Origin of the sequence: Clostridium cuniculi, assembly GCF_004353185.1 — a bacterium.
GTDB lineage: Bacteria > Bacillota > Clostridia > Clostridiales > Clostridiaceae > Clostridium > Clostridium cuniculi.
In genome coordinates, this window is sequence record NZ_SMUS01000036.1 from 19,904 (window position 1) to 42,063 (window position 22,160).

At 28.8% G+C, this 22,160-nt stretch carries 24 protein-coding genes; all 24 read left to right on the forward strand.

Annotated elements, in window-relative coordinates; genetic code table 11:
• The first annotated feature begins 11 nt into the window (after positions 1–11).
• The 24 genes from EJJ37_RS15645 to EJJ37_RS15760 all read left to right on the forward strand — a co-directional run bounded on the left by EJJ37_RS15645 (position 12) and on the right by EJJ37_RS15760 (position 21,864).
• A complete protein-coding gene (locus EJJ37_RS15645; protein WP_042398870.1) occupies positions 12–215 on the forward strand; it encodes a hypothetical protein in 204 nt (67 codons plus the stop codon).
• Positions 216–246: 31 nt separating this feature from the next.
• Positions 247–1,080 (forward strand): VirB6/TrbL-like conjugal transfer protein, CD1112 family, encoded by an 834-nt coding sequence (locus tag EJJ37_RS15650; protein WP_042398866.1) that lies wholly within the window; start codon positions 247–249, stop codon positions 1,078–1,080.
• A 12-nt stretch (positions 1,081–1,092) separates the two neighbouring features.
• Complete coding sequence (locus EJJ37_RS20715; RefSeq protein WP_052330676.1) at positions 1,093–1,596, forward strand: PrgI family protein; 504 nt, start codon at positions 1,093–1,095, stop codon at positions 1,594–1,596.
• A complete protein-coding gene (locus EJJ37_RS15660) occupies positions 1,496–3,946 on the forward strand; it encodes a VirB4-like conjugal transfer ATPase, CD1110 family (protein WP_083405221.1) in 2,451 nt (816 codons plus the stop codon). The genes EJJ37_RS20715 and EJJ37_RS15660 overlap by 101 nt, the downstream gene beginning before the upstream one ends.
• Positions 3,946–6,303 carry a glucosaminidase domain-containing protein gene (locus tag EJJ37_RS20925; RefSeq protein WP_242948634.1) on the forward strand — a complete coding sequence of 786 codons (2,358 nt, stop codon included), beginning with the start codon at positions 3,946–3,948 and terminating at the stop codon, positions 6,301–6,303. The genes EJJ37_RS15660 and EJJ37_RS20925 overlap by 1 nt, the downstream gene beginning before the upstream one ends.
• A 47-nt stretch (positions 6,304–6,350) precedes the next feature.
• Positions 6,351–6,551, forward strand: a complete 201-nt coding sequence (locus EJJ37_RS20365) for a hypothetical protein (protein WP_042398862.1) — start codon at positions 6,351–6,353, stop codon at positions 6,549–6,551.
• A gap of 76 nt (positions 6,552–6,627) precedes the next feature.
• Positions 6,628–7,224 (forward strand): hypothetical protein, encoded by a 597-nt coding sequence (locus EJJ37_RS15670; RefSeq protein ID WP_074846612.1) that lies wholly within the window; start codon positions 6,628–6,630, stop codon positions 7,222–7,224.
• Between the two features lie 14 nt (positions 7,225–7,238).
• Entirely contained in the window at positions 7,239–7,622 is a 384-nt protein-coding gene (locus tag EJJ37_RS15675) for a hypothetical protein (RefSeq protein ID WP_074846615.1), read from the forward strand.
• Between the two features lie 17 nt (positions 7,623–7,639).
• On the forward strand, positions 7,640–9,718 hold the full coding sequence (locus EJJ37_RS15680; RefSeq protein ID WP_074846618.1) for a type IA DNA topoisomerase: 2,079 nt from the start codon (positions 7,640–7,642) through the stop codon (positions 9,716–9,718).
• 34 nt (positions 9,719–9,752) lie between these two features.
• Positions 9,753–10,049: a hypothetical protein gene (locus EJJ37_RS15685; protein WP_074846621.1), complete on the forward strand. Its 297-nt coding sequence runs from the start codon at positions 9,753–9,755 to the stop codon at positions 10,047–10,049.
• A 59-nt stretch (positions 10,050–10,108) separates the two neighbouring features.
• Positions 10,109–12,088, forward strand: coding sequence for an ArdC-like ssDNA-binding domain-containing protein (locus EJJ37_RS15690; RefSeq protein ID WP_083405222.1), 1,980 nt, complete (start codon positions 10,109–10,111; stop codon positions 12,086–12,088).
• Positions 12,078–13,055: a hypothetical protein gene (locus EJJ37_RS15695; protein WP_074846623.1), complete on the forward strand. Its 978-nt coding sequence runs from the start codon at positions 12,078–12,080 to the stop codon at positions 13,053–13,055. The genes EJJ37_RS15690 and EJJ37_RS15695 overlap by 11 nt, the downstream gene beginning before the upstream one ends.
• Positions 13,039–13,263, forward strand: coding sequence for a transposon-transfer assisting family protein (locus EJJ37_RS15700; protein WP_074846624.1), 225 nt, complete (start codon positions 13,039–13,041; stop codon positions 13,261–13,263). Before EJJ37_RS15695 ends, EJJ37_RS15700 begins: the two co-directional genes overlap by 17 nt.
• A gap of 487 nt (positions 13,264–13,750) precedes the next feature.
• On the forward strand, positions 13,751–15,583 hold the full coding sequence (locus tag EJJ37_RS15705) for a hypothetical protein (RefSeq protein ID WP_042398847.1): 1,833 nt from the start codon (positions 13,751–13,753) through the stop codon (positions 15,581–15,583).
• Between the two features lie 478 nt (positions 15,584–16,061).
• A complete protein-coding gene (locus EJJ37_RS15710; RefSeq protein WP_074846625.1) occupies positions 16,062–16,394 on the forward strand; it encodes a cyclic nucleotide-binding domain-containing protein in 333 nt (110 codons plus the stop codon).
• Positions 16,395–16,429: 35 nt separating this feature from the next.
• Positions 16,430–16,882 (forward strand): hypothetical protein, encoded by a 453-nt coding sequence (locus EJJ37_RS15715; protein ID WP_074846626.1) that lies wholly within the window; start codon positions 16,430–16,432, stop codon positions 16,880–16,882.
• A gap of 71 nt (positions 16,883–16,953) precedes the next feature.
• Positions 16,954–17,244: a hypothetical protein gene (locus EJJ37_RS15720; RefSeq protein WP_074846627.1), complete on the forward strand. Its 291-nt coding sequence runs from the start codon at positions 16,954–16,956 to the stop codon at positions 17,242–17,244.
• A gap of 9 nt (positions 17,245–17,253) precedes the next feature.
• Positions 17,254–17,421, forward strand: coding sequence for a hypothetical protein (locus EJJ37_RS20370; protein ID WP_166484798.1), 168 nt, complete (start codon positions 17,254–17,256; stop codon positions 17,419–17,421).
• Between the two features lie 14 nt (positions 17,422–17,435).
• Positions 17,436–17,699: a hypothetical protein gene (locus EJJ37_RS15725; RefSeq protein WP_074846628.1), complete on the forward strand. Its 264-nt coding sequence runs from the start codon at positions 17,436–17,438 to the stop codon at positions 17,697–17,699.
• 387 nt (positions 17,700–18,086) lie between these two features.
• A complete protein-coding gene (locus EJJ37_RS15735) occupies positions 18,087–18,401 on the forward strand; it encodes a YdcP family protein (protein WP_000420682.1) in 315 nt (104 codons plus the stop codon).
• An 18-nt stretch (positions 18,402–18,419) separates the two neighbouring features.
• Positions 18,420–18,803, forward strand: a complete 384-nt coding sequence (locus EJJ37_RS15740) for a YdcP family protein (protein ID WP_001234286.1) — start codon at positions 18,420–18,422, stop codon at positions 18,801–18,803.
• Between the two features lie 28 nt (positions 18,804–18,831).
• Positions 18,832–20,217: an FtsK/SpoIIIE domain-containing protein gene (locus tag EJJ37_RS15745; RefSeq protein ID WP_000813488.1), complete on the forward strand. Its 1,386-nt coding sequence runs from the start codon at positions 18,832–18,834 to the stop codon at positions 20,215–20,217.
• A 192-nt stretch (positions 20,218–20,409) separates the two neighbouring features.
• The gene (gene mobT, locus EJJ37_RS15755) at positions 20,410–21,600 is read left to right on the forward strand and encodes a MobT family relaxase (RefSeq protein ID WP_191619837.1); all 1,191 of its coding nucleotides are present in this window, start codon (positions 20,410–20,412) and stop codon (positions 21,598–21,600) included.
• A gap of 42 nt (positions 21,601–21,642) precedes the next feature.
• Positions 21,643–21,864 (forward strand): hypothetical protein, encoded by a 222-nt coding sequence (locus EJJ37_RS15760; protein WP_001009056.1) that lies wholly within the window; start codon positions 21,643–21,645, stop codon positions 21,862–21,864.
• Positions 21,865–22,160 lie beyond the last annotated feature (296 nt).

Sequence of the window (22,160 nt, forward strand, 5' to 3'; positions counted from 1 at the left end):
GAGAGATAAAAATGGACGTAATGAATCAAGTTTTACAAATAATAATTAAGTTCTGTACTATAGGTGGAGGACTTTGGTGTGTTTGGGGAGTAATTGTTTTAGCAGGAGCATTAAAGGATAAAAATGGACCAGCTTTACAAGGTGGGATATGGCAAATAGTAGGTGGAGGAATGATAGTTGTAGCTGCACAATTATTTTCATCTGTTGTTGGCTAAAAAAATTAAAAGTATTTAATAGGAGGATATTATGGAAGAATGGATTGTAAATACGATAATAAACATGATTACGAATGTTACATCTGTTGGGAGTGATCTAATAAAAACTCCTGAAGAATTCAATGCCACAATCTATACAGGGATTTTAAACATTCAAAAAAATATAATAACTCCAATAGCATTAGTAATTCTAGCAATATTTTTATTGCTAGAATTGCAAAGTATAACCACAAGAACAGACACTATGGGTGAAAGGGGATTTGAAATCCCCTTTAAAATAATGATTAAGTTTATAATATGTAAAACTGCGTTAGATATGACACCTTTAATTTTATCAGCAATATTCAATGTATCGCAAGAAATTATTGTAGGTATAAACGGAATATTTTCAGGGAGTGGAGGACTTGATATTGGAAGTGCTAGAGAAACAATAGAGCAGTTGGTTAGTAATGCAGATTTTTTAGAGAAAGTTTTAATTATGATAAATGTAGTTATAATAAATACTATTTCGTTTATTAGCAATATATTAATAACTGCAATAATATATGGAAGAATGATAGAAATGTATGTCTTTATAGGAATAGCACCATTACCTATGGCTACTATACCTAATGCAGAGCAGAGTTCAATTGCAAAAAACTTTTTAAAATCTTTTACTGCGGTATCTATACAAGGAGTTTTGATGTGTATTTCAATTGCAATAATGGGAATTTTATTTAGTGGAATAGTAACAATAGATCCTTCAAATATAGATTCAACAAATTTATTGAGTTTGTTATGGGAATGTACTGGATATTCAATTATAACAGTATTTGCATTATTAAGTAGTGGTAAATGGGCTAAGTCAATTTGCAATGCTATGTAAGGGGGAACTAGAATGTCAGTAGAAGTAAGAATACCTAAAGAGATAACAGAATATCAAGAAAAAATAATGTTTGGTTTAAGTGTTAGACAGTTGGTATGTTCACTTATTGCAATTGTTATAAGTGTACCAAGTTATATTTTTTTAATGAATAAAATAGGACAAGAATTAACTGGATATATAGTAATAATAGAAGTTGTGCCATTAATAGCAATAGGTTACTTGAAACCAAAAGGATTAAAATTTGAAAAAGTTTTGATAATGTTTTTGAAACATCAATTTGGAAAATCAAAAAGGAATTACAAGACAGTAGTTCAAGTTGATTTATTGGAAGGAGGATATGAAAGTGATATTAAGAAAAAAACAACCCAAAAGTCAATTAGAAGAAAGGTTAAAGAAGAAAGAGAATATAAAGGCTTTGAACCAAGCAAAAAAGATAGAGAAAGAAAATTCAAAGAAATTAAGAAACAAATTAAAGGGGCAAAACGAGATTTCAGACAGAGAAAGAAAGGTAGATAAAAACTTTCTTAAATCTTTAAAAGTTCCAGCAACAGTTCAAAACACTATAAGATATAATAGAATGTTTGAAGATGGAGTTTGTGATGTTGAGGGTGGAATATATTCAAAAACTATAAAATTTTCAGATATAAATTATCAAATTGCTAAAAGAGATGATCAAATAGATATATTCTCTAGGTACTGTGAGTTCTTAAATTATTTTGATCCAAGTATTAATGTTCAAATTACTATAAATAATAGAAGAATAGACCAGGAGGATTTTAAAAAGAGAATTTTATTATATACGCCTAAAAAGGATGATGGATTGAATAAATATAGGTATGAGTATAATCAGATGCTTATAGATAAGGCTTTAAAAGGGCAAAATGGTATAATAAGAGAGAAATATCTTACTTTCTCTTGCGAAGCAAGTAACTATGAACAGGGAGTACAAATTTTATCAAGAATAGAGGCTGATGTACAAGCAAACATGAAAAGATTAGGGTGTATAAACTCGGTTCTTTCAGGAAGTGAAAGATGTGAATTTATACACTCTATTTTTAATCCTGATGAACCATATAAATTTGAATATGAATACTTACTTGAAAATAGTTTAAGTACAAAAGATTTTATAGCACCCGATAGTTTTGACTTTAAAGATAAGAGAAGTTTTGAATTTGGCAATAGATATGGACAAGTTGTATATTTAAAAGATTTACCTTCTGATTTATCTGATAAGCTATTAAGTGAACTTTCAGACTTAAATTGCGATTTAACAATTAATCTACATATAAATAGAGTTTCACAAGATAAAGCTTTGGATTTAGTTAAGAGTAAAATTGCATTTATGGAACAACAAAAAATAGATGAACAGAAAAAAGCTATAAAAGCTGGATATGATCCCGAGATGATACCGCATGAACTTAAATTTAGTTTACTTGAAGCTAATGAATTATTAGATGATTTATTAAATAAAAATCAAGGTATGTTTAAAAATACAATTTTAATATTTACTTCAGGAAAAACAAAGGAAGAGTTAGAAGAAAATATTTATCAAATATCATCAATTTGCAGAAAGAACAATTGTAAAATAGGATATTTAGATTATCTTCAGGAGGAAGGGATTAATTCAACTTTAATTCTAGGGAAAAATTATGTTGATATAAAGAGAACATTAACTACTGCTTCTACAGGTATATTTGTTCCTTTTACCACTCAAGAATTGTTCCATAATAATGGGACTTATTATGGGTGTAATTCATTAAGTAAGAATTTGATTTTAGTAAATAGAAAAAATCTTAAAACTGCAAATGGATTTATTTTAGGTTCTTCAGGTTCGGGAAAATCTTTAGCAGCTAAAAGAGAAATTGCAAATGTACTTTTAAGTACAAATGATGATGTAATAGTAATAGATCCTGAAAGAGAATATACTCCATTAGCTAAGGGAATTGATAATGATGTTAAAACTAATGGTTTTTATGGAGAAGTAATAAAAATATCTGCTGGAAGTAATAATTTTATTAATCCATTTGATATAAATTTAGATTATGCAGACGATGATAACCCAATATCATTAAAATCAGAGTTTATATTATCTTTATGTGAAATACTTATAGGGGGAAGATATGGATTATCTTCAGCTCATAAAACTATAATAGACAGAACTGTTTTATTAACTTATGAAAAATATTTTAATAACCCTAAGAAGGAAGATGTACCAACATTAAAAACATTTTATAGTAATTTAGTAGAACAACCAGAGCCTGAAGCAAATGATTTAGCACTTGCTTTAGAGATTTATATAAATGGTAGTTTAAGTGTATTTTCACATCATACCAATATAGATATTAATAATAGATTTGTAGTATTCGATACTAAAGATTTAGGTAAGCAGTTAAATACTATAGGAATGTTAGTGGTGTTAGACCAAATATGGAATAGGATAACTCAAAATAGAAAAATAGGTAGAAGAACTTGGATATATATAGATGAAATATACTTACTTTTCAAAAATGAATATTCAGATAACTATTTATTTGAATTATGGAAAAGAGCAAGAAAGTGGGGAGCCATTCCAACTGGAATAACTCAAAATGTTGAAGATTTATTACGAAGTGATAATGCAAGAAGTATGTTATCCAATAGTGAGTTTATATATATGTTAAATCAGGCTTCTTCTGATAGAGATGAACTGGCACATTTATTAAATATATCAGACCAACAATTAAACTATGTTACTAATTCAGATCCAGGACATGGATTGATATTTGCAGGAAATGCAATAATACCATTTGAAGATGATTTCCCTAAGAAAACAGAACTTTACAAAATGCTTACTACTAAGATTGAAGAAGTAACAGCGGGTGTTTAATGAGTATAATAAAAAATGGTTCAAGGGACTTAGTTAAGAATAAAGAAAGCACTTCTATATATGGAAGTGCTTCTTTTAAATTAGAAGGAAAAAGTATTATTAAAGATAGTGAGTATAATACGGAAATAAATAAGTCTTTTGTTAATAGATCTACTAGTGAGCAATCTTTAGATAAAGTTATAAATAATGAAAGAATTTATAAAGGGAATAATGAATCTTTAAATAAACCTCAATATTTTAAAAATGGATATGGAGATACTGGTAGTAGAAGAGAACTAATAAGTAGGATTGAATACCCATATAAAAGTAGTCAATATACAAGAGCAACAATAAAAAGAGAAGAAAGAATTAATGATAGAACTTACTCTTTGTTGAATGGAAAAGAAAATAATTATAAAGCAAGAAAAAATAGTCTTATAGATGATAAAAGAATAGATTCTATAATAAAAATAAAGGAAGTTGATACAAGAGGTAATAGTTTAAGAAAAAATAATATTACAAGTAATATTACTAAAAGAAGTGAATCAGTAATAAGAGAAAATGGATTTAAAAATAGTGCTAACTATGTAAATTCTAAGCTTGATGGGATAATAAGAGTAAGAGAAGAAAGAGTATCTGAAACAATAATAAAAAGAGATATATCTGAAACAATAATAAAAAACAATATACCTAATATAAAGAATTATGATATACAAGGAAATAGAAGAAAGAGTTTAAATATAGTAAGAAATGATAAATTAAAAGCAAAAGGAAGATATACTAATTTAATAGAGGATTTAAAATATACTAGAAGTGTAAATTTTTCAAGAGTAAAAAAGGAGTTCTTTAAAGCTAGGTATATAAGGACAATAGTAGACAATGGAATTGATAATTTAAATAGTTCAGATAATGATTATGGAAATACTTTAGCAAAAGAAAAAATGTATAGAATTGTATCAGCTCCAAGAGATGTAATAAGAGCTGGAAGAAGTTTAAAGAGAGCTTATAATGGAGCAAGGTATGTAAAAGATGTATCAAAGAATTTAAAAAACATTTCTGACATAAAGTCAATTAAACTAAAAAGAATTGTTGGAAAAGGAATAACAACTAGCTTAATAAATGAGGTTAATTCATTAAAAGGAAATGAAAATATAGGAATACAAAGCATTGTAAAAACTAAAGATACATTAGTTACTACTAAAAATACTTTAAGGTATAGTGCGAAAGCTACTAAGAAAGCAACTAAATTAACTAAAAATACTTTTGATTATGGAGCAAGAGGAATAAAACAGGTAAAGAAATTCACAAAGTTTGGTTATGATGCTGGAAAAAAACTAACTATTATGGCTACAAAACTTTTCTCTAATCCAGTAGTATTGAAGGTATTAGCTGTATTAGGAGCAGTAGTAGTGGCATTAAGTTTAATAGGAAGTATATTTATAGGGTTTATAAGTATTTTTATTGGAGAAAATTCAAATATAGATTTTGCAGTTCCTAATGAAGAACAAAGAGCATTTATATTAAAATTAGTTCCAATAGCTCAAGATAATTACAATGATTACGGGATTTTTCCATCAGTAACAATAGCACAAGCTATACATGAATCAGCGTGGGGAAAATCTGACCTTTCAGTAAAAGCTAATAATTTATTTGGAGTAAAAGCTGATAGTAGTTGGAAGGGACAAACTATTGATATGCCAACACAAGAACATATAAATGGAAGTAATATTACTGTAATGGCAAAGTGGAGGAAATATGATAGTTTTGAGGATTCAGTAAAGGATCATGGAAAGTTCTTAAAGGAAAATCCAAGATATGAGCAATCAGGGGTTTTTAAAGCCAAAGATTATAAGGAACAAGCTTATGCAATTAGAATGGCTGGATATGCAACAGATCCACAATATGCAAGTTTAATTTGTAATATTATAGAGTCATATTCATTAAATATTTATGATTTTAAAGTAGGCGATGGAAATAAAGTAGTTGAAAGAGCTATCACAACGGGTATGAGTATTGTAGGAAAATCACCTTATGTTTTTGGAGGAGGAAGAAATCCTGAAGATATTGCAGCTTTACGGTTTGATTGCAGTTCTTTTGTACATTGGTGTTATGCAAATGCTGGTCTTAATTTAGGAGATTATAGAAGCGTAGTAACTTGGACATTAGTTACTATGGGAAGAGAAGTTAAACCTGAAGAGATGCAAAGGGGAGATTTAATTTTCTTCAATACAGAAGGAGTTGTTAATAATCATGTTGGTATTTATTTAGGAGATAATAAATTTTTACATGATGCATCCACTAATGGAGTATGGGTGAATAATTTAGAAGGATATTGGAAAAATGCCTTTAATGGTACTGTTAGAAGGGTTGTTGAATAGCAAATTAGAAGTTTAGCTATTAAAACTACAAATAAGGAGCGTTTAATATGAGTATTCAAGAAAAGATAAAAGCTAAAGAAGAACAAATATTAAAGAAAAGAGAAAAAATAAAAAAAGAGGAAGAAGGTATAAAAAAATTAGAAAAAGAAATAGAAAACTTAAAAACACTAGAAATAAAAGGATTAATAAATGAAGTAGATATTCCATATGAAGAGTTGGTAAAAATGATAAAGGAATTAAAAAATTAGTATATAATATCAGAAAAATTATTCCTGGATAAATTTTAATTTATCCAGGATATAGAGAGGGAAAAGGGGAGCTGAAATGTCATATTATAGAGATGTAATTAAAAATGAAATTCAGTTATCAGAAGATGAATGTTGTATAGTATTTGATTTAGGTTGTTATTTTCCATATTCAAACTATAGTGATTTGACTTTTAAATTTAATTTAGGTATGGAAGAATTTAATGATTATAAAATAAATAGTCGCTATCCTAATAAATATTATAAAACAATATCAAGGAAATATGGGCGTAAGGTTAGTAAGATAGGTTACCCATATGTTATGAAATTAAACGAACAAAATCCGATATTATTATGTTTAAACATAGGTATTAAAGACAAGTATATAACATTAATATTTCCAATTCACACAAAAATGACAAAAGATAAACCAACTTGTGCTTTAAAGTTTCATTATATATTTGATGAAAATAAGTTTTACTTTATATCACATGAAAAATCAAAAGAACTGTCTTATCATCAACATATTTGGAAAAATTATAAATCAGAAAATGAAATAAATAATGATAATGAAATACTGTTAAATGTTTTAAGTATTGATAAGGATAGTAATACGATAGTTTATGAGGATATTGTAGAACCATATTCATTATCATTACAGGATTTATTAGTGTAAAGGAGTAAATAGATATGAGAAAAAAATATTATGTTTATAAAAATGGAAATGGATTTGGAGCTGTTTCAGAAATAGAACAAGAAGGCTTAGAAGATGATTTAATAGATGTAGTTGATTCAGAAGAAAAAGCTAAAAAGGTATTATTAGAATATATAATTAACGCTAATATTTATAGCGAGGCAAAAATAACTTTAAATAGTAATTGCACTACAGATGATGAGCCGATACATTCCATTGAATTTGATGGGGTTGTAGCTGATATAATAGGTGCTGAACCAACTAAAAGAGAAATAGAAATTTTCAAAATAGGAATATTGTATGAAAGAGAGCGTTTATGGGACGAATCAGTAAATTTAGTTGATGATAAAACAATGAGAAAATTACTTAGATATAAATAAGAAAGGAGAATTTAAGAATGAAATTAGTAATAGCTGAAAAGCCGAGTGTAGCCTTAGAGATAAGCAAAGTCATTGGAGCAAGTGAAAAAAAGAATGGCTATTATGAAGGTAATAATTATTTAGTAACATGGTGTGTAGGGCATTTAGTTGAAAATGCAATGCCTGAAGATTATAGTGTTGAGTATAAAAAGTGGAATTTAGAAACATTGCCTATAATTCCTGAAGAATGGAAGACAAAAGTATCAAGCAAAACCAAAGATCAATTTAGAGTTGTAAAAGATTTAGCTAATAGAGATGATGTAGAAGAGTTAATTTGTGGGACAGATGCTGGAAGGGAAGGAGAATTGATATTTAGGCTAGTCTATAATCAAATAGGAAGTAATAAGCCTATTAAAAGGTTATGGATAAGTTCTATGACTAAAGAATCTATAGAAAAAGGTTTCTGTAAATTAAAAGATGGTCGAGAATTTGAAAGGCTTTATAAGTCAGCTTTTTGTAGAAGTAAGGCAGATTGGTTAGTAGGTTTAAATGCGACAAGATTATATACAGGCTTATATAATAAAATGCTTAATGTAGGTAGAGTTCAAACACCAACTATAAATTTAATTGTAAAAAGAGATGAAGAAATTAAAAATTTTGAACCTAAACAATATTTTGTTGTAAAGGCTGATACTGGATTATTTATAGCTGCTAAAAAATTTGATGGGATAACTGAAGCATATAGCATAATAAATAAATGCAATGGTAAAGATGCAATAATAAAAAATGTTATTAAAGAAGAAAAAAATATAAAACCTAGCGGTTTATTAGATTTAACATCTCTGCAAAGAGAAGCTAATAAATTGCTAGGTTTTTCAGCACAACAAACATTAGATTTAGCTCAATGTTTATATGAAAAGAAAATTATAACATATCCAAGAACAGATAGTAAATTTTTGACGGAAGATATGAAAAATGAAACAAAAGATTTAATAATTAATTTAGTAAATTCAAATCTTTTAGGAGAAAATTTAAGGGAAAAGTATGAAATTGAAGCAGTTAAATTAGAAAGCATTATAAATGACAAAAAGGTTAGTGATCACCATGCAATAATACCTACTAACGAAGTTTTAAAGCACGATTTAAGCCTTACAGATAGTGAAGAGAAGATATTATACCTAGTTGCGTACAAGCTCTTAGAAAGCGTTTATAAGCCTATAAAACAGACTAATATAAAAATAGATTTGGGAATAGAAGATGAAATATTTGAGTTTTCAGGAAAACAAATATTAGATAATGGTTTTAAGTTGATAGAAAAATTAATGAAAGAAAAATTAGGTATAGAAATAGAAGAAGATAAAAATAGTTTTGAAGGTGAGGTGAATGTAGGACAGAGATTTGAAAATGTTGAATTATCTTCAGAAGCTAAGAAAACTCAACCACCTAAATATTATACTGAAGATACGTTATTATCGGCTATGGAGAATGTGGGAAGATTGGTAGATGATAAAGAACTTAAAGAATCTTTAAGCAAAGGTTTAGGAACGCCAGCAACTAGGGCGGGAATAATTGAGCAGATAATAAAGAAAGGTTTTGTAAAAAGGGATGGCAAAAAGCTTATATCAACAATAGAAGGAAAAGAATTGATGAAGATTTTACCTGAAGATATAAAATCACCTGAATTAACTGCTAAGTGGGAATATGAGCTAGAGAGAATAAATAATGGTGAATTATCAGAAGGTGAGTTTTTAGAAGAAATAAAAGTATATATAAATAGCCTAATAAATAATGCTAAAGGAAATTTAAATAAGGAATTTGTTAAAAGTAAAGAAAGAGAAATTATAGGTAAATGTCCTAGATGCAATAAGAATGTTTATGAAGGGAAATTAAATTTTTATTGCGAAGGTGGAAAAGAATGTGGATTTACACTTTGGAAGCAAGATAAATTTTTTACTAATGCAAAGAAAGAAATAAATAAAAGTATTGCAAAAAAATTGCTTAAAGATGGTAAAGCAGAAGTTAAAGGATTATATTCAGTAAAAAAAGATAAGAAATATGATGCAACTGTAGTTTTAGAAGATACAGGGAAATTTATTAATTTCAAGTTAGAGTTTTGATGATATAATAAAATAAAAAACTATGGAGGAAGAAATGAGAGGTATATTATTAAAAACTATTTTAAGCATACCATTAATAGTTTTAAAAATAATAATAATAGTATTTGAAGGTATGAAATCAATAATAGAACGTATTGGAGGATTTTTTCTTTTATTATTTATTATACCTACTATTTGGACTTTATTAAAAAAAGATTATTATACTTTTTCAGCATATATATTTGGAATTCTATTTGTAATTTTGATACAAATAGGAGCAGAACTTATATTGAATACTCTAACTTGGCTATATGAGAAAATATATATATACAAAATCGAATTAGAAGATTAATTAACACCAGGAATATACCTGGTGTTTTATTATTGTTTTTTTAGGAGGGAGAAGGAGGAATGTATTATAAGATTGATGAAATTAAAGCAATACCGATACAAGATGTATGTTCTCATTATGGAATAACGTTAAAAGCAAAGGGTGAGAACTGGTGGGGGCGACTTAGAGAGAATGATAAGACACCATCTTTTTCAATAAATCCAAGTAAAAACATATGGAGAGATTGGGGAATTTCAAAAGGGGGAGATGTAATTTCCTTGGTAAGTGAAATAGAAGGAGTAGATCAAGGGAAAGCAATATTGATTTTAGGAGAAAGGTTTGGCATAGAGCAAGAATATACTACAGAAAAAGTATCTGTATTTCCTACATTTAATCAATTTAAAAGTATAGGGATTTTTTCTAAAAGAGCTATACAGAATTTAGATATTAATTTAGAAAAACAATCAATAGAGGAAATTGAAAAGCTTGAAGAAAAATTTGAAATATCTATGCAAGAATTAGCTAATGTGGATATAGAGTCTTATCATAGAATATTAGATTATAAAGCGTTACCTATTTTATATGAATACAGAAAAAATACAATAGATGCTTTTATAAAATATATTAATTGTGATAATTATAAAGATCTACTTGTTTATGAGTTAATTTTTAATGAGTTTCAATATGAATTAAATGAAAAGGTTGATATTTATAATAAAGCTAGATTAGATGGAATAAATTTAGATGAATTGAAATTTGATATAAGTAATATAAATGATATAAATTTTTCTGATGAAGATATCAGTAAACTAAAGCAAGATATCAAGAAGTTAGAAAGGATATCTGATAAATTGAATTTGAATGAGGAAATAAATTATCTTATAAATGTGAAAGAAAATGTAGTAAAAGTTTATGAGGGATTAAAAAAAAACGGTAATTACTTTTTAAATAGTGTTAAGTATGAAGTGATGGAGAATTGTCAGCAGTTAAGGGAAGATAAAGTTTTTTATAAAACTAAAAAAAAACTAGTAGGTGATGAAAATATGGTATATGAAAAAAATATAAAATCTTCTAATGAAGATAAAGTAAAAGAATTAAGTGAAAAACTTGAAGATGGAATAAAGGATTTGTTTGAGAGTGATAAATATAAAAACTTTTTAAAAGTAATGTCTAAGTTCCATAATTATTCGTTTAGAAATTCTATATTAATAATGATGCAGAAACCTGAAGCAACTTATGTAGCTGGATTTAATAAGTGGAATACATTTAAAAGAAAAGTCAATAAAGGTGAAAAAGGAATAAAAATTTTTGCACCATCTCCAATTAAGAAAAAAGTTCAACAATATAAAAAAGATGAAAAAGGTAATTTCATATACGTAGATGGTAAAAAAGTTATAGAAGAAGTAGAGCAAATAATTCCTAAATATAAAATAACCTATGTTTTTGATATAAGTCAGACTAGTGGAGAGCCATTACCAAGCTTAACTGAAGAGTTAAAAGGGAGCGTAAATGATTATAGGAATTTTAAGAAAGCATTAGAAAATAGTACAAGTTTTAATGTTGCATATGGAAGTATAAAAGGGGAAGCAAAAGGATATTGTACACCTGCTTTAAAAAGAATTATGGTTAAGGAAAATATGTCAGAAGTTCAAACAATAAAGACACTTCTTCATGAAATGGCTCATGCAGAGCTACATACAACAAAAGATGGAAAGAGTAGAGAAACTAAAGAAGTTGAAGCTGAAAGTATTGCATTTATAGTTAGTAATTATTATGGAATAGATACATCTGAGTATAGTTTTGGATACTTAGCTGGATGGAGTAGTGATAAAGAGTTAGGGGAACTTAAGAAATCTTTAGATACAATTCAAAAAACTGCTGCTTCTTTAATAGATAAAATTGATATTAATTATAAAGAGCTATTTAAAGATAAAGAGATTAAAATAGAACATGATAATAAAGATATTAAAGAGATAATTTCAGAAGCTAGTAAAAAAGCTGAAGATCATAACAATAAATTGGAGAATAAAGAGAGTAAGGAGCGTAGTAATGAAATTTAATATATTGGAGAAATTAAAGGAAATATTCTTAAAAAAATCAGAATATAAAACTGAAAAAACTGATTTTAATATAAGTGAAGAAAGTAAGTTAGAAAAACTAAACATAGGAACTTGTATAATGGATAATGAAGAAAAAGAGAAATTTTTAAGTATTAATACTCCAAAATTAGTTGAATTATATGAAAAAAAAATATCAGAAGAAGATAAAATGTTGATGGAGAAGCAAGGATTAAAGTTAGATACTTTTGTAGAAAGATTTAAAGATGAATTAAATGATCATGATTTTATAGAAGGAAATTGTGCAGTATTTTCATTTGATGATTTCTTAAAAATAGAATTATCAGGTTATTCAGAGTTAGATTTAAAAAGAGATCAAAATTTTATAGATTTACAAAAAGAGAAGGGATATATTGAAGGGAGAATTATTGACTTAAAAGAAGATATAAAATATTATTCAGAAGAAAGTCAACATCAATCTATTGAAGAGTTAAAAAATGAGTTAAAATTATATGGAGAGTTAAATGATTTTCTTAGTAAAGAGATAAATAAAGTTGTTGGTAGTGAAATAGAGCAGCTAGAATATAATGCTAAAGAATATACAATGAAAGATGACTTGAAATTAGAGGATGGTTCTTTTATAAAGGGAGGAACATCTTTTTTTGTTGAAGGATTTAAAAAAGGAGAGTTTGAAGTTCACTTTGAAGCTAGAGAAGATAATACATATATTCCTAATGATGGAGAAGGAAGTGGGTATTATTTTAGTGGAGAAGAAATAGCAAGATATTCTGATTTAAATAAGACAGTAGATTTAGTAAGAGGAAAAGAATTAATAAATGATAATATGAAATTAGATAAAAATAATAGTAAAGATATAAAAGATATAGTTGAAGATGCGAGTAAAAAAGCTGATGATTATAATAATAAATTAGAAAAGAAAGAGGGAAAAGTAAATGAAAAAGAGCTTTAATAAAGAAGAATTAACTATTATGAGTTTTTATAATTGTGATGATAGAATTAAATTAATTAATCAATTGGAATCTGTAGTAGAAAATGTAGATGAAGTTGAGATTGAATCTGAAATAAATGAAATTGTAATAAAGCTTAAAGGTATGACGGATGATGAATTTAAAGAAATTGACTTTAAAAATATTATAGAAATTGAAGAAGATATATAAAATTTAAAAGTAGCAGTAAATAAAATTTACTGCTACTTTTTGCCTAAATTATATTGTTTTAATTCTAAAAATGTAATATAATTTAGAAAAAAGAAGAATTTCTTCTTCATATTTCAAGTCCGAACGATAAATTAAAATGTCGCTAAACATCTTAATTTATATAACTGAAACTGGTAGTACAAGTACCGAGAAACAGAGTGTTGGAACTTTAAATTCATTTTATGCTTATATTCTAGCATAAGGTGAAAATTTGTGCAATATAAAAAATAACAAATTGACAGGAGGAAACCAAAAGAAATTTTGGAATAATTTTCAATTTGATTTTAAAGAGCATAACATAAGTTTTGATATATAACTCTTAGGTATTTCTACCTAAGAGTTTTTTTATTGTCGGAAAATATTACGGAGCAATTTAAATAGATAGATTGTGGGGAGGGGGAAACTATACCCAAAATCATAATTTATCAGATGAAAGGAGGGAAAAACTTTGAAGGATAAAGGTAATTTTATAGAGCAAATGTTTATATATAATTTGATAAATAAATATGGCGAAGTTCAAAATTATTTTGGGATTAATGAAGTAGTTTCAGGAGAATTTTCTCAAAATAGAGCTGAAAAAAAATATGAAACACATATAGAAAAAGTATTAGAATATCCAATAAAAAATAGATGGAATAAAGAACTTAGTCATATGAGCCTTCAAAGTTTTTGTACCTTCTTAAATAAACAAAATAGAAATTTAAGAACTGAAGAATTAGATGATAGATATTATCCATTTACACTTGAATTTGAATCATCAAAAAAGAAGGAAAATTTTGATGTATTATTTGAAGTAGCTCAATACCTTCAGTATTTAATGAAGGAATTAAATGTAAATGAAGAAGATTTTACTATTATAATAAATAATTCAAAGTCAGTTTATATAATGGTTAATCCAAAAGTATTTGGATTAAAGCCAAGTAAAAATGTACATAGAATTTATACAGAAATGTATAAAAGAATAAAAGAAGAACTGGGCTTAAAATTCGTAGATGAAAGCGTAGTTAATTCAAGCTACAGATTAATAAAAACTCCAGGATCTTATTATAAGGGTGGATATGTTAATTATGTTTCAGTAGATGAATTTATGCACTTAATGACAGGTCATTTAACAAGAGTAAAATTAACTAAGAAACAAAGGGACATAAGAAAATTAATGTTACCTGGTATTCAATCAATTGCAATGACTAGGCTTTATGAAAAGGCAAAAAAGAAAGTTGAAAAATCTATAAAAGAATATAAAAATAAAAGCACTAAAGTTTTAAATTTACCAGGAATGGAATGTACTAGAGAGTGTGTGAAAGCACTAATAAATATGCCAATAATGGATAAAGGGAACAGAAATAATTTCTTAGTAAGCATAGCATTAGGACTAAGTGAAGCTAATTATAGTGAAAATGAAATTAAGGAAGTCCTAAGAACAAAAGCTATAGAATGGAAACATGATGAAAGTTTAAGAGCAGTTGAAAATAAGTATAAATCATTGAAAAGAAATGGGACTAATTTTTCTTGTGATAAAGTAAAAATGCTTTTTGAAGAAGAAGGATTAAGCCTTGGTTGTAATGTCTGTAAAAAGGCAATAAATAGCATCTATATTGCAAGAAATATAGTTGAATCTATTTATAACAACAAGGGATCAGTACGCCATTATAGAGCTTATTTAGAACTAGAAAAACAAAATCTTTTTGGTAGATACTTTAATATAGCTGAAGTTGGAATAAAAGTAGCAACTTTAAAAGAACTAGCAAAGAAAGTGAATGGAACATTAGAAAAGAAAGAGGGATTATTTAAGTTAACTGTAAAGAGAGGAAAGGCAATATATAGATTACCACTTAATTATATAGAAAATGCAGTTGATATATTAGATCAAAAAATAGGAAAGGTACTAATGTTAATAGTTAAAGCATATTCAAGCAACTCATATGGAGCATTTATAAGTTTAGGCGTTGTAAAAATTGCTGAATATTTAGCTTTTAAAAATGAAAGAAGTGTATATAATTTTTTAAAAGAATTAGAGAAGTTAGGATTTTTAACTAAAAATAAAAATGGAATAACATTATATTATAAGAGTAGAAAAGTAGTAAATTTAGAAGAAGAAAGAACAAATAGAAAAGAAAATGCAAGAGTTATAGAAGGAACTAAAGTAGTAAATGGATTACAATTAAAATTTGAATTTGAAAAAATAGAAGCTGGTACAAATCTGCAACAAATAAATTTTGAAAATTATAAATTCAACAGAATTGAAAATAATAAGGAGATTAATAGAGGTTCACCACCATGATAAAAAATTAATGTTCGTGTTTTATGGCTAGAAGTTTCATGGCCATAAAACTTTTAAAGAAATATTCCAGGATAATTTTAATAGAAATACGAATAAAAATATAATTGATATTAATAATGTACAAGCTGTCTATAAGCCTATATAAGAAGAGTAAATTTAACAGGTATTAGAATATTAAAGTGCTATAAAAAATGCTAAAAATAAGATTTAAAAGAAAATAAGTAAAGGAGGTAAAAAACTAATGAAGGTAATTTCCAAAATAAGTAATTTTCTCATATTCATGAATAATTTCATAAATATAAAACATCTTAAACCATTGAAATTACTAGCTTTGATATATATTTTATTTTTAGACATTTAAATATAATATCTTTATATAGGGAACCTATCATTTGTTATTGGTTATTCTTATATATATTTTATTTACTATTAAGGAACTATGTTATAAAAGTATTCTAGGATTTAGGAGGTTTAGGTTATGCCAAAAAAAGATAATTTAAATAAATGTTTATTAGAAGATGTATCTAAAATTAAATTTAAAGGGATCTATGTTCCTAATTTATATGTTTTTGATAAAGATTTGAATAGTAATATGAAGCTTATATTATCTTTGTTGTTGTATATAAATAAGTATTATGAAAATAGGATAATTAAAGTTAAATATTTAAGTAGTTTGCTGGCTATAACTGAAACAACAGTATCAAGGGAATTAAAGAAACTTGAAGAGTTAGGATACATAAAATCAGAACTAGCAGCTCATAAAAATATAACTTTAGGCAAAAGGTATTATGTACAAGTTAAACCTATATAGATTTATTTTAAAATAATATTAATTGGAGGAAAAAAATGATAGATGAAAATTTAAGTTGTAAAGAAATTAGAATATTTGCTATGAGTAAAGATGAACCAAGATTTGAAAATAAAACTTACTCATATATTCAAAGAGAATTTTTTTTAAAAGATTTAGTTAATGAAAAAGGTAAATTTTTATATTATAGAAATGGAATGAATATATCAGGAGATACGCTTGTTTTATTTAAGTTTGATAGGCAAATAATTGCAAGTGCAATAGTAAAAAAATCTGAAAAAGAACTTGAAGTTAAGCATGGAGTTGAGCATAAGGGAGCATTATATATTGATATTTCAACTATAGAAGTATTTAAACCTATTAGTATAAGTAAGTTATTAAAAGAAATACCTAATTTAAGATATTCAACTAGAGTAACTAATATACCAATTGAGAATTTAGATATAATTATACAATTAATTAATAAAAATATTGACAATAAGAATTATTAATTAATAATGACTAGAATATATGATAAAATAAATATTATTTAATAGTATTAATATAGTTTAGGAGGATATATATGGATAATAATGAGTTTTATGAAAAGAATTATATTAGAGTATTTTTTGCAGATGAAAGAGGAAATTCAATCTTTATGAATGAATTCTGTAAAGTAAATAAAAATGAAGAAGATTTAAAGAAAGAACTATTTATTCAGGAAGATCTTAATTATAAAGAAGACATAGCAAAAATTAATCTTTATAATACGTGTGAATATATAAGTCTTTCGGATAAAGATTTTAAAGTTACAAAAAGAGTTTTTTCGCCTGGTAGACCAAGTATGTTAACATTGTACTTAGAAGAAGCATAGTGAGTAGATATGTATAATTGTAAAATAAAAGAATTAAGCAATCCTTTCAAAATGAGAAAGGGTGAAACAATTGTAGACATAGAAAAATACGTAGAAATGTTAAAGCGATATAATATTGTTTTTACAGATGAACAATATAAAAATGCAATAAAGGAAATAGAAAATAAATTGAAATAGAAGGTGATTTTATAATGCAAGTAAGATTTATTCCAAGTCAAAGAATGTCAGTTCAAGGGAAACAAAGAGAAATCTATCAAAAATATGGCAATGAATGGAATATTAAGGAACTAGGTGGAGGTAATGGAAATTGGTTGTTGACTAAAAAAAGCGATATACTTGTAGATGGAAAAAGTTATCGTAGTTTTGTACTTGAACATTATGGTAAATCTAAATTAACAGAAAACCTGGCAAATAAATTTCGTGATGATTTAATAAATGGTGTAATACAATTATAAGAATCATAATTGTAAATTAAGTAGGAGTATCACTCCTACTTTTTTTATATCAAAAATAGCATAAAAATCTAGTTATCCGCATAAAAACTGGACTTATCACACTTTATCAAGGTCAAAACCACTCAATTTACTACTAATTTACTACTTATGAATGAGCTTTGATACGACGATTTATCCTTGAAAAGTGAAGATATAAAGATACTTCCAATAAAATTTGAATATTTAATAGGTAGACACTTCAAAAAATGAGGTGTCTATTTTTTTACCCGATTTTGAAAGGAAGTGAACTTATGAAAACAAAAAATCAAGAATCAAAAGGTCGTTCCCCACTCTTTAAGACCATCAAACATTCATTCAGCCAATAAAAAAGAAAGGATAGGTAAAAATATGGAACTTAAATTTGTGATTCCCAACATGGAAAAAACATTCGGCAATTTAGAATTTGCTGGCGAGGATAAAGTCGTTCAGCGAAGAATCAACGGACGGCTAACTGTCTTATCAAGAAGCTATAATCTCTATTCTGATGTTCAAAGAGCAGATGATATTGTGGTGGTGCTTCCTGCTGAAGCTGGCGAAAAACATTTCGGCTTTGAGGAACGTGTGAAGTTAGTCAATCCACGTATTACCGCAGAGGGCTACAAAATCGGCACTCGTGGTTTTACAAATTACCTTTTACATGCTGACGACATGATAAAAGAATAAAGAAAGAGAGGAAAAATGATGAGATTAGCAAATGGCATTGTATTAGATAAAGACACGACTTTTGGAGAATTGAAATTCTCTGCTCTACGTCGTGAAGTGAGAATCCAAAATGAAGACGGGTCGGTTTCAGATGAAATCAAGGAACGTACCTATGACTTAAAATCCAAAGGACAAGGACGCATGATTCAAGTAAGTATTCCTGCCAGCGTGCCTTTGAAAGAGTTTGATTATAACGCACGGGTGGAACTTATCAATCCCATTGCGGACACCGTTGCTACTGCCACCTATCAAGGAGCAGATGTTGACTGGTATATCAAGGCAGACGATATTGTGCTGACAAAGGATTCTAGTTCATTCAAAGCTCAACCACAAGCAAAGAAAGAACCGACACAAGACAAATAGTCGCTAGGTAGAAAGGAGACTTTTTCGCATGAAACAGCGTGGTAAAAGGATTCGCCCATCTGGTAAAGATTTAGTCTTTCATTTTACGATAGCGTCACTCCTGCCTGTTTTCCTGCTGGTTGTCGGACTGTTTCATGTGAAGACAATCCAGCAGATCAACTGGCAGGATTTTAACCTATCACAAGCAGATAAGATTGACATTCCCTATTTAATTATCAGTTTCAGTGTCGCAATTCTTATCTGCTTGCTGGTAGCGTTTGTATTCAAACGGGTTCGCTATGATACGGTTAAACAACTTTACCACCGTCAAAAACTGGCAAAGATGATACTTGAAAACAAGTGGTATGAATCTGAACAGGTCAAAACAGAGGGTTTCTTTAAAGATAGTGCTGGTCGTACAAAGGAAAAGATAACCTACTTCCCTAAAATGTATTATCGACTTAAAAATGGCTTGATACAGATACGGGTGGAAATCACGCTGGGAAAATATCAAGACCAACTCTTACACTTGGAAAAGAAATTAGAGAGTGGCTTGTACTGTGAGCTGACGGATAAAGAGTTAAAGGATTCCTATGTGGAATATACTTTGCTCTATGACACCATAGCCAGTCGTATTTCTATTGATGAAGTAGAAGCTAAAGATGGTAAACTTCGCTTAATGAAAAACGTATGGTGGGAATATGATAAGCTCCCTCATATGTTGATTGCTGGTGGTACAGGTGGCGGTAAAACTTACTTTATACTGACACTGATTGAAGCCTTGCTTCATACAGATTCAAAACTGTATATTCTTGACCCGAAAAATGCTGACCTTGCGGACTTAGGTTCTGTGATGGCAAATGTCTACTATAGAAAAGAAGACTTGCTTTCTTGCATTGAAACATTCTATGAAGAAATGATGAAACGTAGTGAGGAAATGAAGCAGATGAAGAACTATAAGACTGGCAAAAATTATGCTTACTTAGGTCTCCCGGCACACTTCTTAATCTTTGATGAATACGTCGCTTTCATGGAAATGCTGGGAACAAAAGAAAACACCGCAGTTATGAATAAGCTGAAACAGATTGTCATGTTAGGTCGTCAAGCTGGCTTCTTTCTAATACTGGCTTGTCAACGTCCAGACGCAAAATATTTAGGCGACGGAATCCGTGATCAGTTTAATTTCAGAGTGGCTTTAGGTCGTATGTCTGAAATGGGCTATGGCATGATGTTTGGCAGTGACGTACAAAAGGATTTCTTCTTAAAGCGAATCAAAGGTCGTGGCTATGTTGATGTAGGAACAAGTGTCATATCAGAGTTTTATACTCCCCTTGTACCAAAAGGATATGATTTCTTGGAGGAAATTAAAAAGTTATCCAACAGCAGACAGTCCACGCAGGCGACGTGCGAAGCGGAAGTCGCAGGTGTGGACTGATCTTGCTGGCTGGTGTGGCAATAGCCACGCCAGCACTTAACCCCCCGTATCTAACAGGGGGGTACAAATCGACAGGAAACAGTCAAAAAAACATTAGAAAATCCTTTGGTTACAAGGGATTTACAAAATTTCAGCGTATGTCAAATGGGCTTTAAAAGTTGACATACGCCTTTTTGATTGGAGGGATTTTTACTGAATGAACAAACTTGGTTACAGCATTTAAAAGAAAAACGCTTGGCTTATGGACTATCTCAAAACCGTTTAGCTGTTGCGACTGGTATTACAAGGCAGTATCTAAGCGATATTGAAACAGGAAAAGTCAAGCCATCAGAGGATTTACAGCAGTCCCTTTGGGAAGCTCTGGAACGCTTCAATCCCGACGCTCCCCTTGAAATGCTGTTTGATTATGTAAGGATTCGCTTTCCGACAACAGACGTACAGCAGGTGGTCGAAAACATCTTACAACTGAAACTGTCCTATTTTCTTCATGAGGACTATGGTTTCTATTCTTATTCAGAGCATTATGCTTTAGGCGACATATTCGTCCTTTGCTCCCATGAACTGGACAAAGGAGTTCTGGTGGAATTGAAAGGTCGTGGGTGCAGACAATTTGAAAGCTATCTTCTGGCACAACAAAGAAGCTGGTATGAGTTCTTTATGGACGTTTTGGTGGCTGGCGGTGTGATGAAACGCCTTGACCTTGCCATTAACGATAAGACAGGGATTTTGAATATCCCTGTACTCACTGAAAAGTGCCAACAGGAAGAATGTATCTCCGTCTTCCGCAGTTTTAAAAGCTATCGCAGTGGCGAACTGGTACGCAAAGAGGAAAAGGAATGTATGGGAAACACCCTCTATATCGGTTCATTACAAAGTGAAGTTTATTTCTGTATCTATGAAAAGGACTACGAGCAGTACAAGAAAAATGATATTCCCATTGAAGACGCAGAAGTAAAAAACCGTTTTGAGATTCGATTGAAAAATGAGCGTGCCTATTATGCAGTCCGTGATTTACTCGTCTATGACAATCCAGAGCATACCGCCTTTAAAATTATCAATCGGTATATCCGTTTTGTAGATAAAGACGATTCCAAACCTCGTTCTGATTGGAAACTGAATGAAGAATGGGCTTGGTTTATTGGGAACAATCGTGAACGATTAAAACTAACCACAAAACCAGAGCCTTACTCCTTCCAAAGGACGCTGAACTGGCTATCTCATCAAGTTGCCCCGACCTTAAAGGTTGCGATTAAACTTGATGAAATCAACCAGACGCAGGTTGTAAAAGACATTCTCGACCATGCGAAACTGACAGACCGACACAAGCAGATTTTGAAGCAACAGTCAGTAAAAGAACAGGACGTGATAACAACAAAAAAATAACTCAAATACAAATTCATTGAATATAGAGAGGAGAACATTTTTATGAATTTTGGACAAAACCTTTATAACTGGTTTCTATCAAACGCTCAATCACTGGTGCTTTTAGCAATCGTTGTGATTGGCTTGTATCTTGGCTTCAAGCGTGAGTTTAGCAAACTGATTGGCTTTTTAATTATTGCGATTATTGCGGTTGGCTTAGTCTTCAACGCTGCTGGAGTAAAAGACATTTTACTAGAGCTATTCAATCGCATTATTGGTGCTTAAATAAAACCGTTCTTTTGTGGAATATAAGTGGTTTTCTTATGTTCCGCAAAGGAATGGTACACCAAACGAAGTGCGGTAGGGATTTTTGAATCTCTACAAAGAAAGGACGTGAATATATGGACGATATGCAAGTCTATATTGCGAATTTAGGCAAATACAATGAGGGCGATGGTGTTAGTATAAAATAGTGGACACATTTTATCGAACTAGATAAAATAATATTTAGTTAGAGAAAGGAAGTGTTTCTACTATGGGTAGAGGTAAAAAATATACAGAAGATTATAAAGAAATGATAT

Coding starts and splice junctions, on each gene's coding strand:
- EJJ37_RS15745 (WP_000813488.1), top strand. CDS start 18,832: ATGAAACAGCGTGGTAAAAGGATTCGCCCATCTGGTAAAGATTTAGTC.
- EJJ37_RS15720 (WP_074846627.1), top strand. CDS start 16,954: ATGGATAATAATGAGTTTTATGAAAAGAATTATATTAGAGTATTTTTT.
- EJJ37_RS15670 (WP_074846612.1), top strand. CDS start 6,628: ATGTCATATTATAGAGATGTAATTAAAAATGAAATTCAGTTATCAGAA.
- EJJ37_RS20925 (WP_242948634.1), top strand. CDS start 3,946: ATGAGTATAATAAAAAATGGTTCAAGGGACTTAGTTAAGAATAAAGAA.
- EJJ37_RS15710 (WP_074846625.1), top strand. CDS start 16,062: ATGCCAAAAAAAGATAATTTAAATAAATGTTTATTAGAAGATGTATCT.
- EJJ37_RS15715 (WP_074846626.1), top strand. CDS start 16,430: ATGATAGATGAAAATTTAAGTTGTAAAGAAATTAGAATATTTGCTATG.
- EJJ37_RS15760 (WP_001009056.1), top strand. CDS start 21,643: ATGAATTTTGGACAAAACCTTTATAACTGGTTTCTATCAAACGCTCAA.
- EJJ37_RS15725 (WP_074846628.1), top strand. CDS start 17,436: ATGCAAGTAAGATTTATTCCAAGTCAAAGAATGTCAGTTCAAGGGAAA.
- EJJ37_RS15650 (WP_042398866.1), top strand. CDS start 247: ATGGAAGAATGGATTGTAAATACGATAATAAACATGATTACGAATGTT.
- EJJ37_RS20715 (WP_052330676.1), top strand. CDS start 1,093: ATGTCAGTAGAAGTAAGAATACCTAAAGAGATAACAGAATATCAAGAA.
- EJJ37_RS15700 (WP_074846624.1), top strand. CDS start 13,039: ATGAAAAAGAGCTTTAATAAAGAAGAATTAACTATTATGAGTTTTTAT.
- EJJ37_RS15645 (WP_042398870.1), top strand. CDS start 12: ATGGACGTAATGAATCAAGTTTTACAAATAATAATTAAGTTCTGTACT.
- EJJ37_RS15685 (WP_074846621.1), top strand. CDS start 9,753: ATGAGAGGTATATTATTAAAAACTATTTTAAGCATACCATTAATAGTT.
- EJJ37_RS15735 (WP_000420682.1), top strand. CDS start 18,087: ATGGAACTTAAATTTGTGATTCCCAACATGGAAAAAACATTCGGCAAT.
- EJJ37_RS15695 (WP_074846623.1), top strand. CDS start 12,078: ATGAAATTTAATATATTGGAGAAATTAAAGGAAATATTCTTAAAAAAA.
- EJJ37_RS15680 (WP_074846618.1), top strand. CDS start 7,640: ATGAAATTAGTAATAGCTGAAAAGCCGAGTGTAGCCTTAGAGATAAGC.
- EJJ37_RS20370 (WP_166484798.1), top strand. CDS start 17,254: ATGTATAATTGTAAAATAAAAGAATTAAGCAATCCTTTCAAAATGAGA.
- EJJ37_RS15690 (WP_083405222.1), top strand. CDS start 10,109: ATGTATTATAAGATTGATGAAATTAAAGCAATACCGATACAAGATGTA.
- EJJ37_RS20365 (WP_042398862.1), top strand. CDS start 6,351: ATGAGTATTCAAGAAAAGATAAAAGCTAAAGAAGAACAAATATTAAAG.
- EJJ37_RS15740 (WP_001234286.1), top strand. CDS start 18,420: ATGAGATTAGCAAATGGCATTGTATTAGATAAAGACACGACTTTTGGA.
- EJJ37_RS15675 (WP_074846615.1), top strand. CDS start 7,239: ATGAGAAAAAAATATTATGTTTATAAAAATGGAAATGGATTTGGAGCT.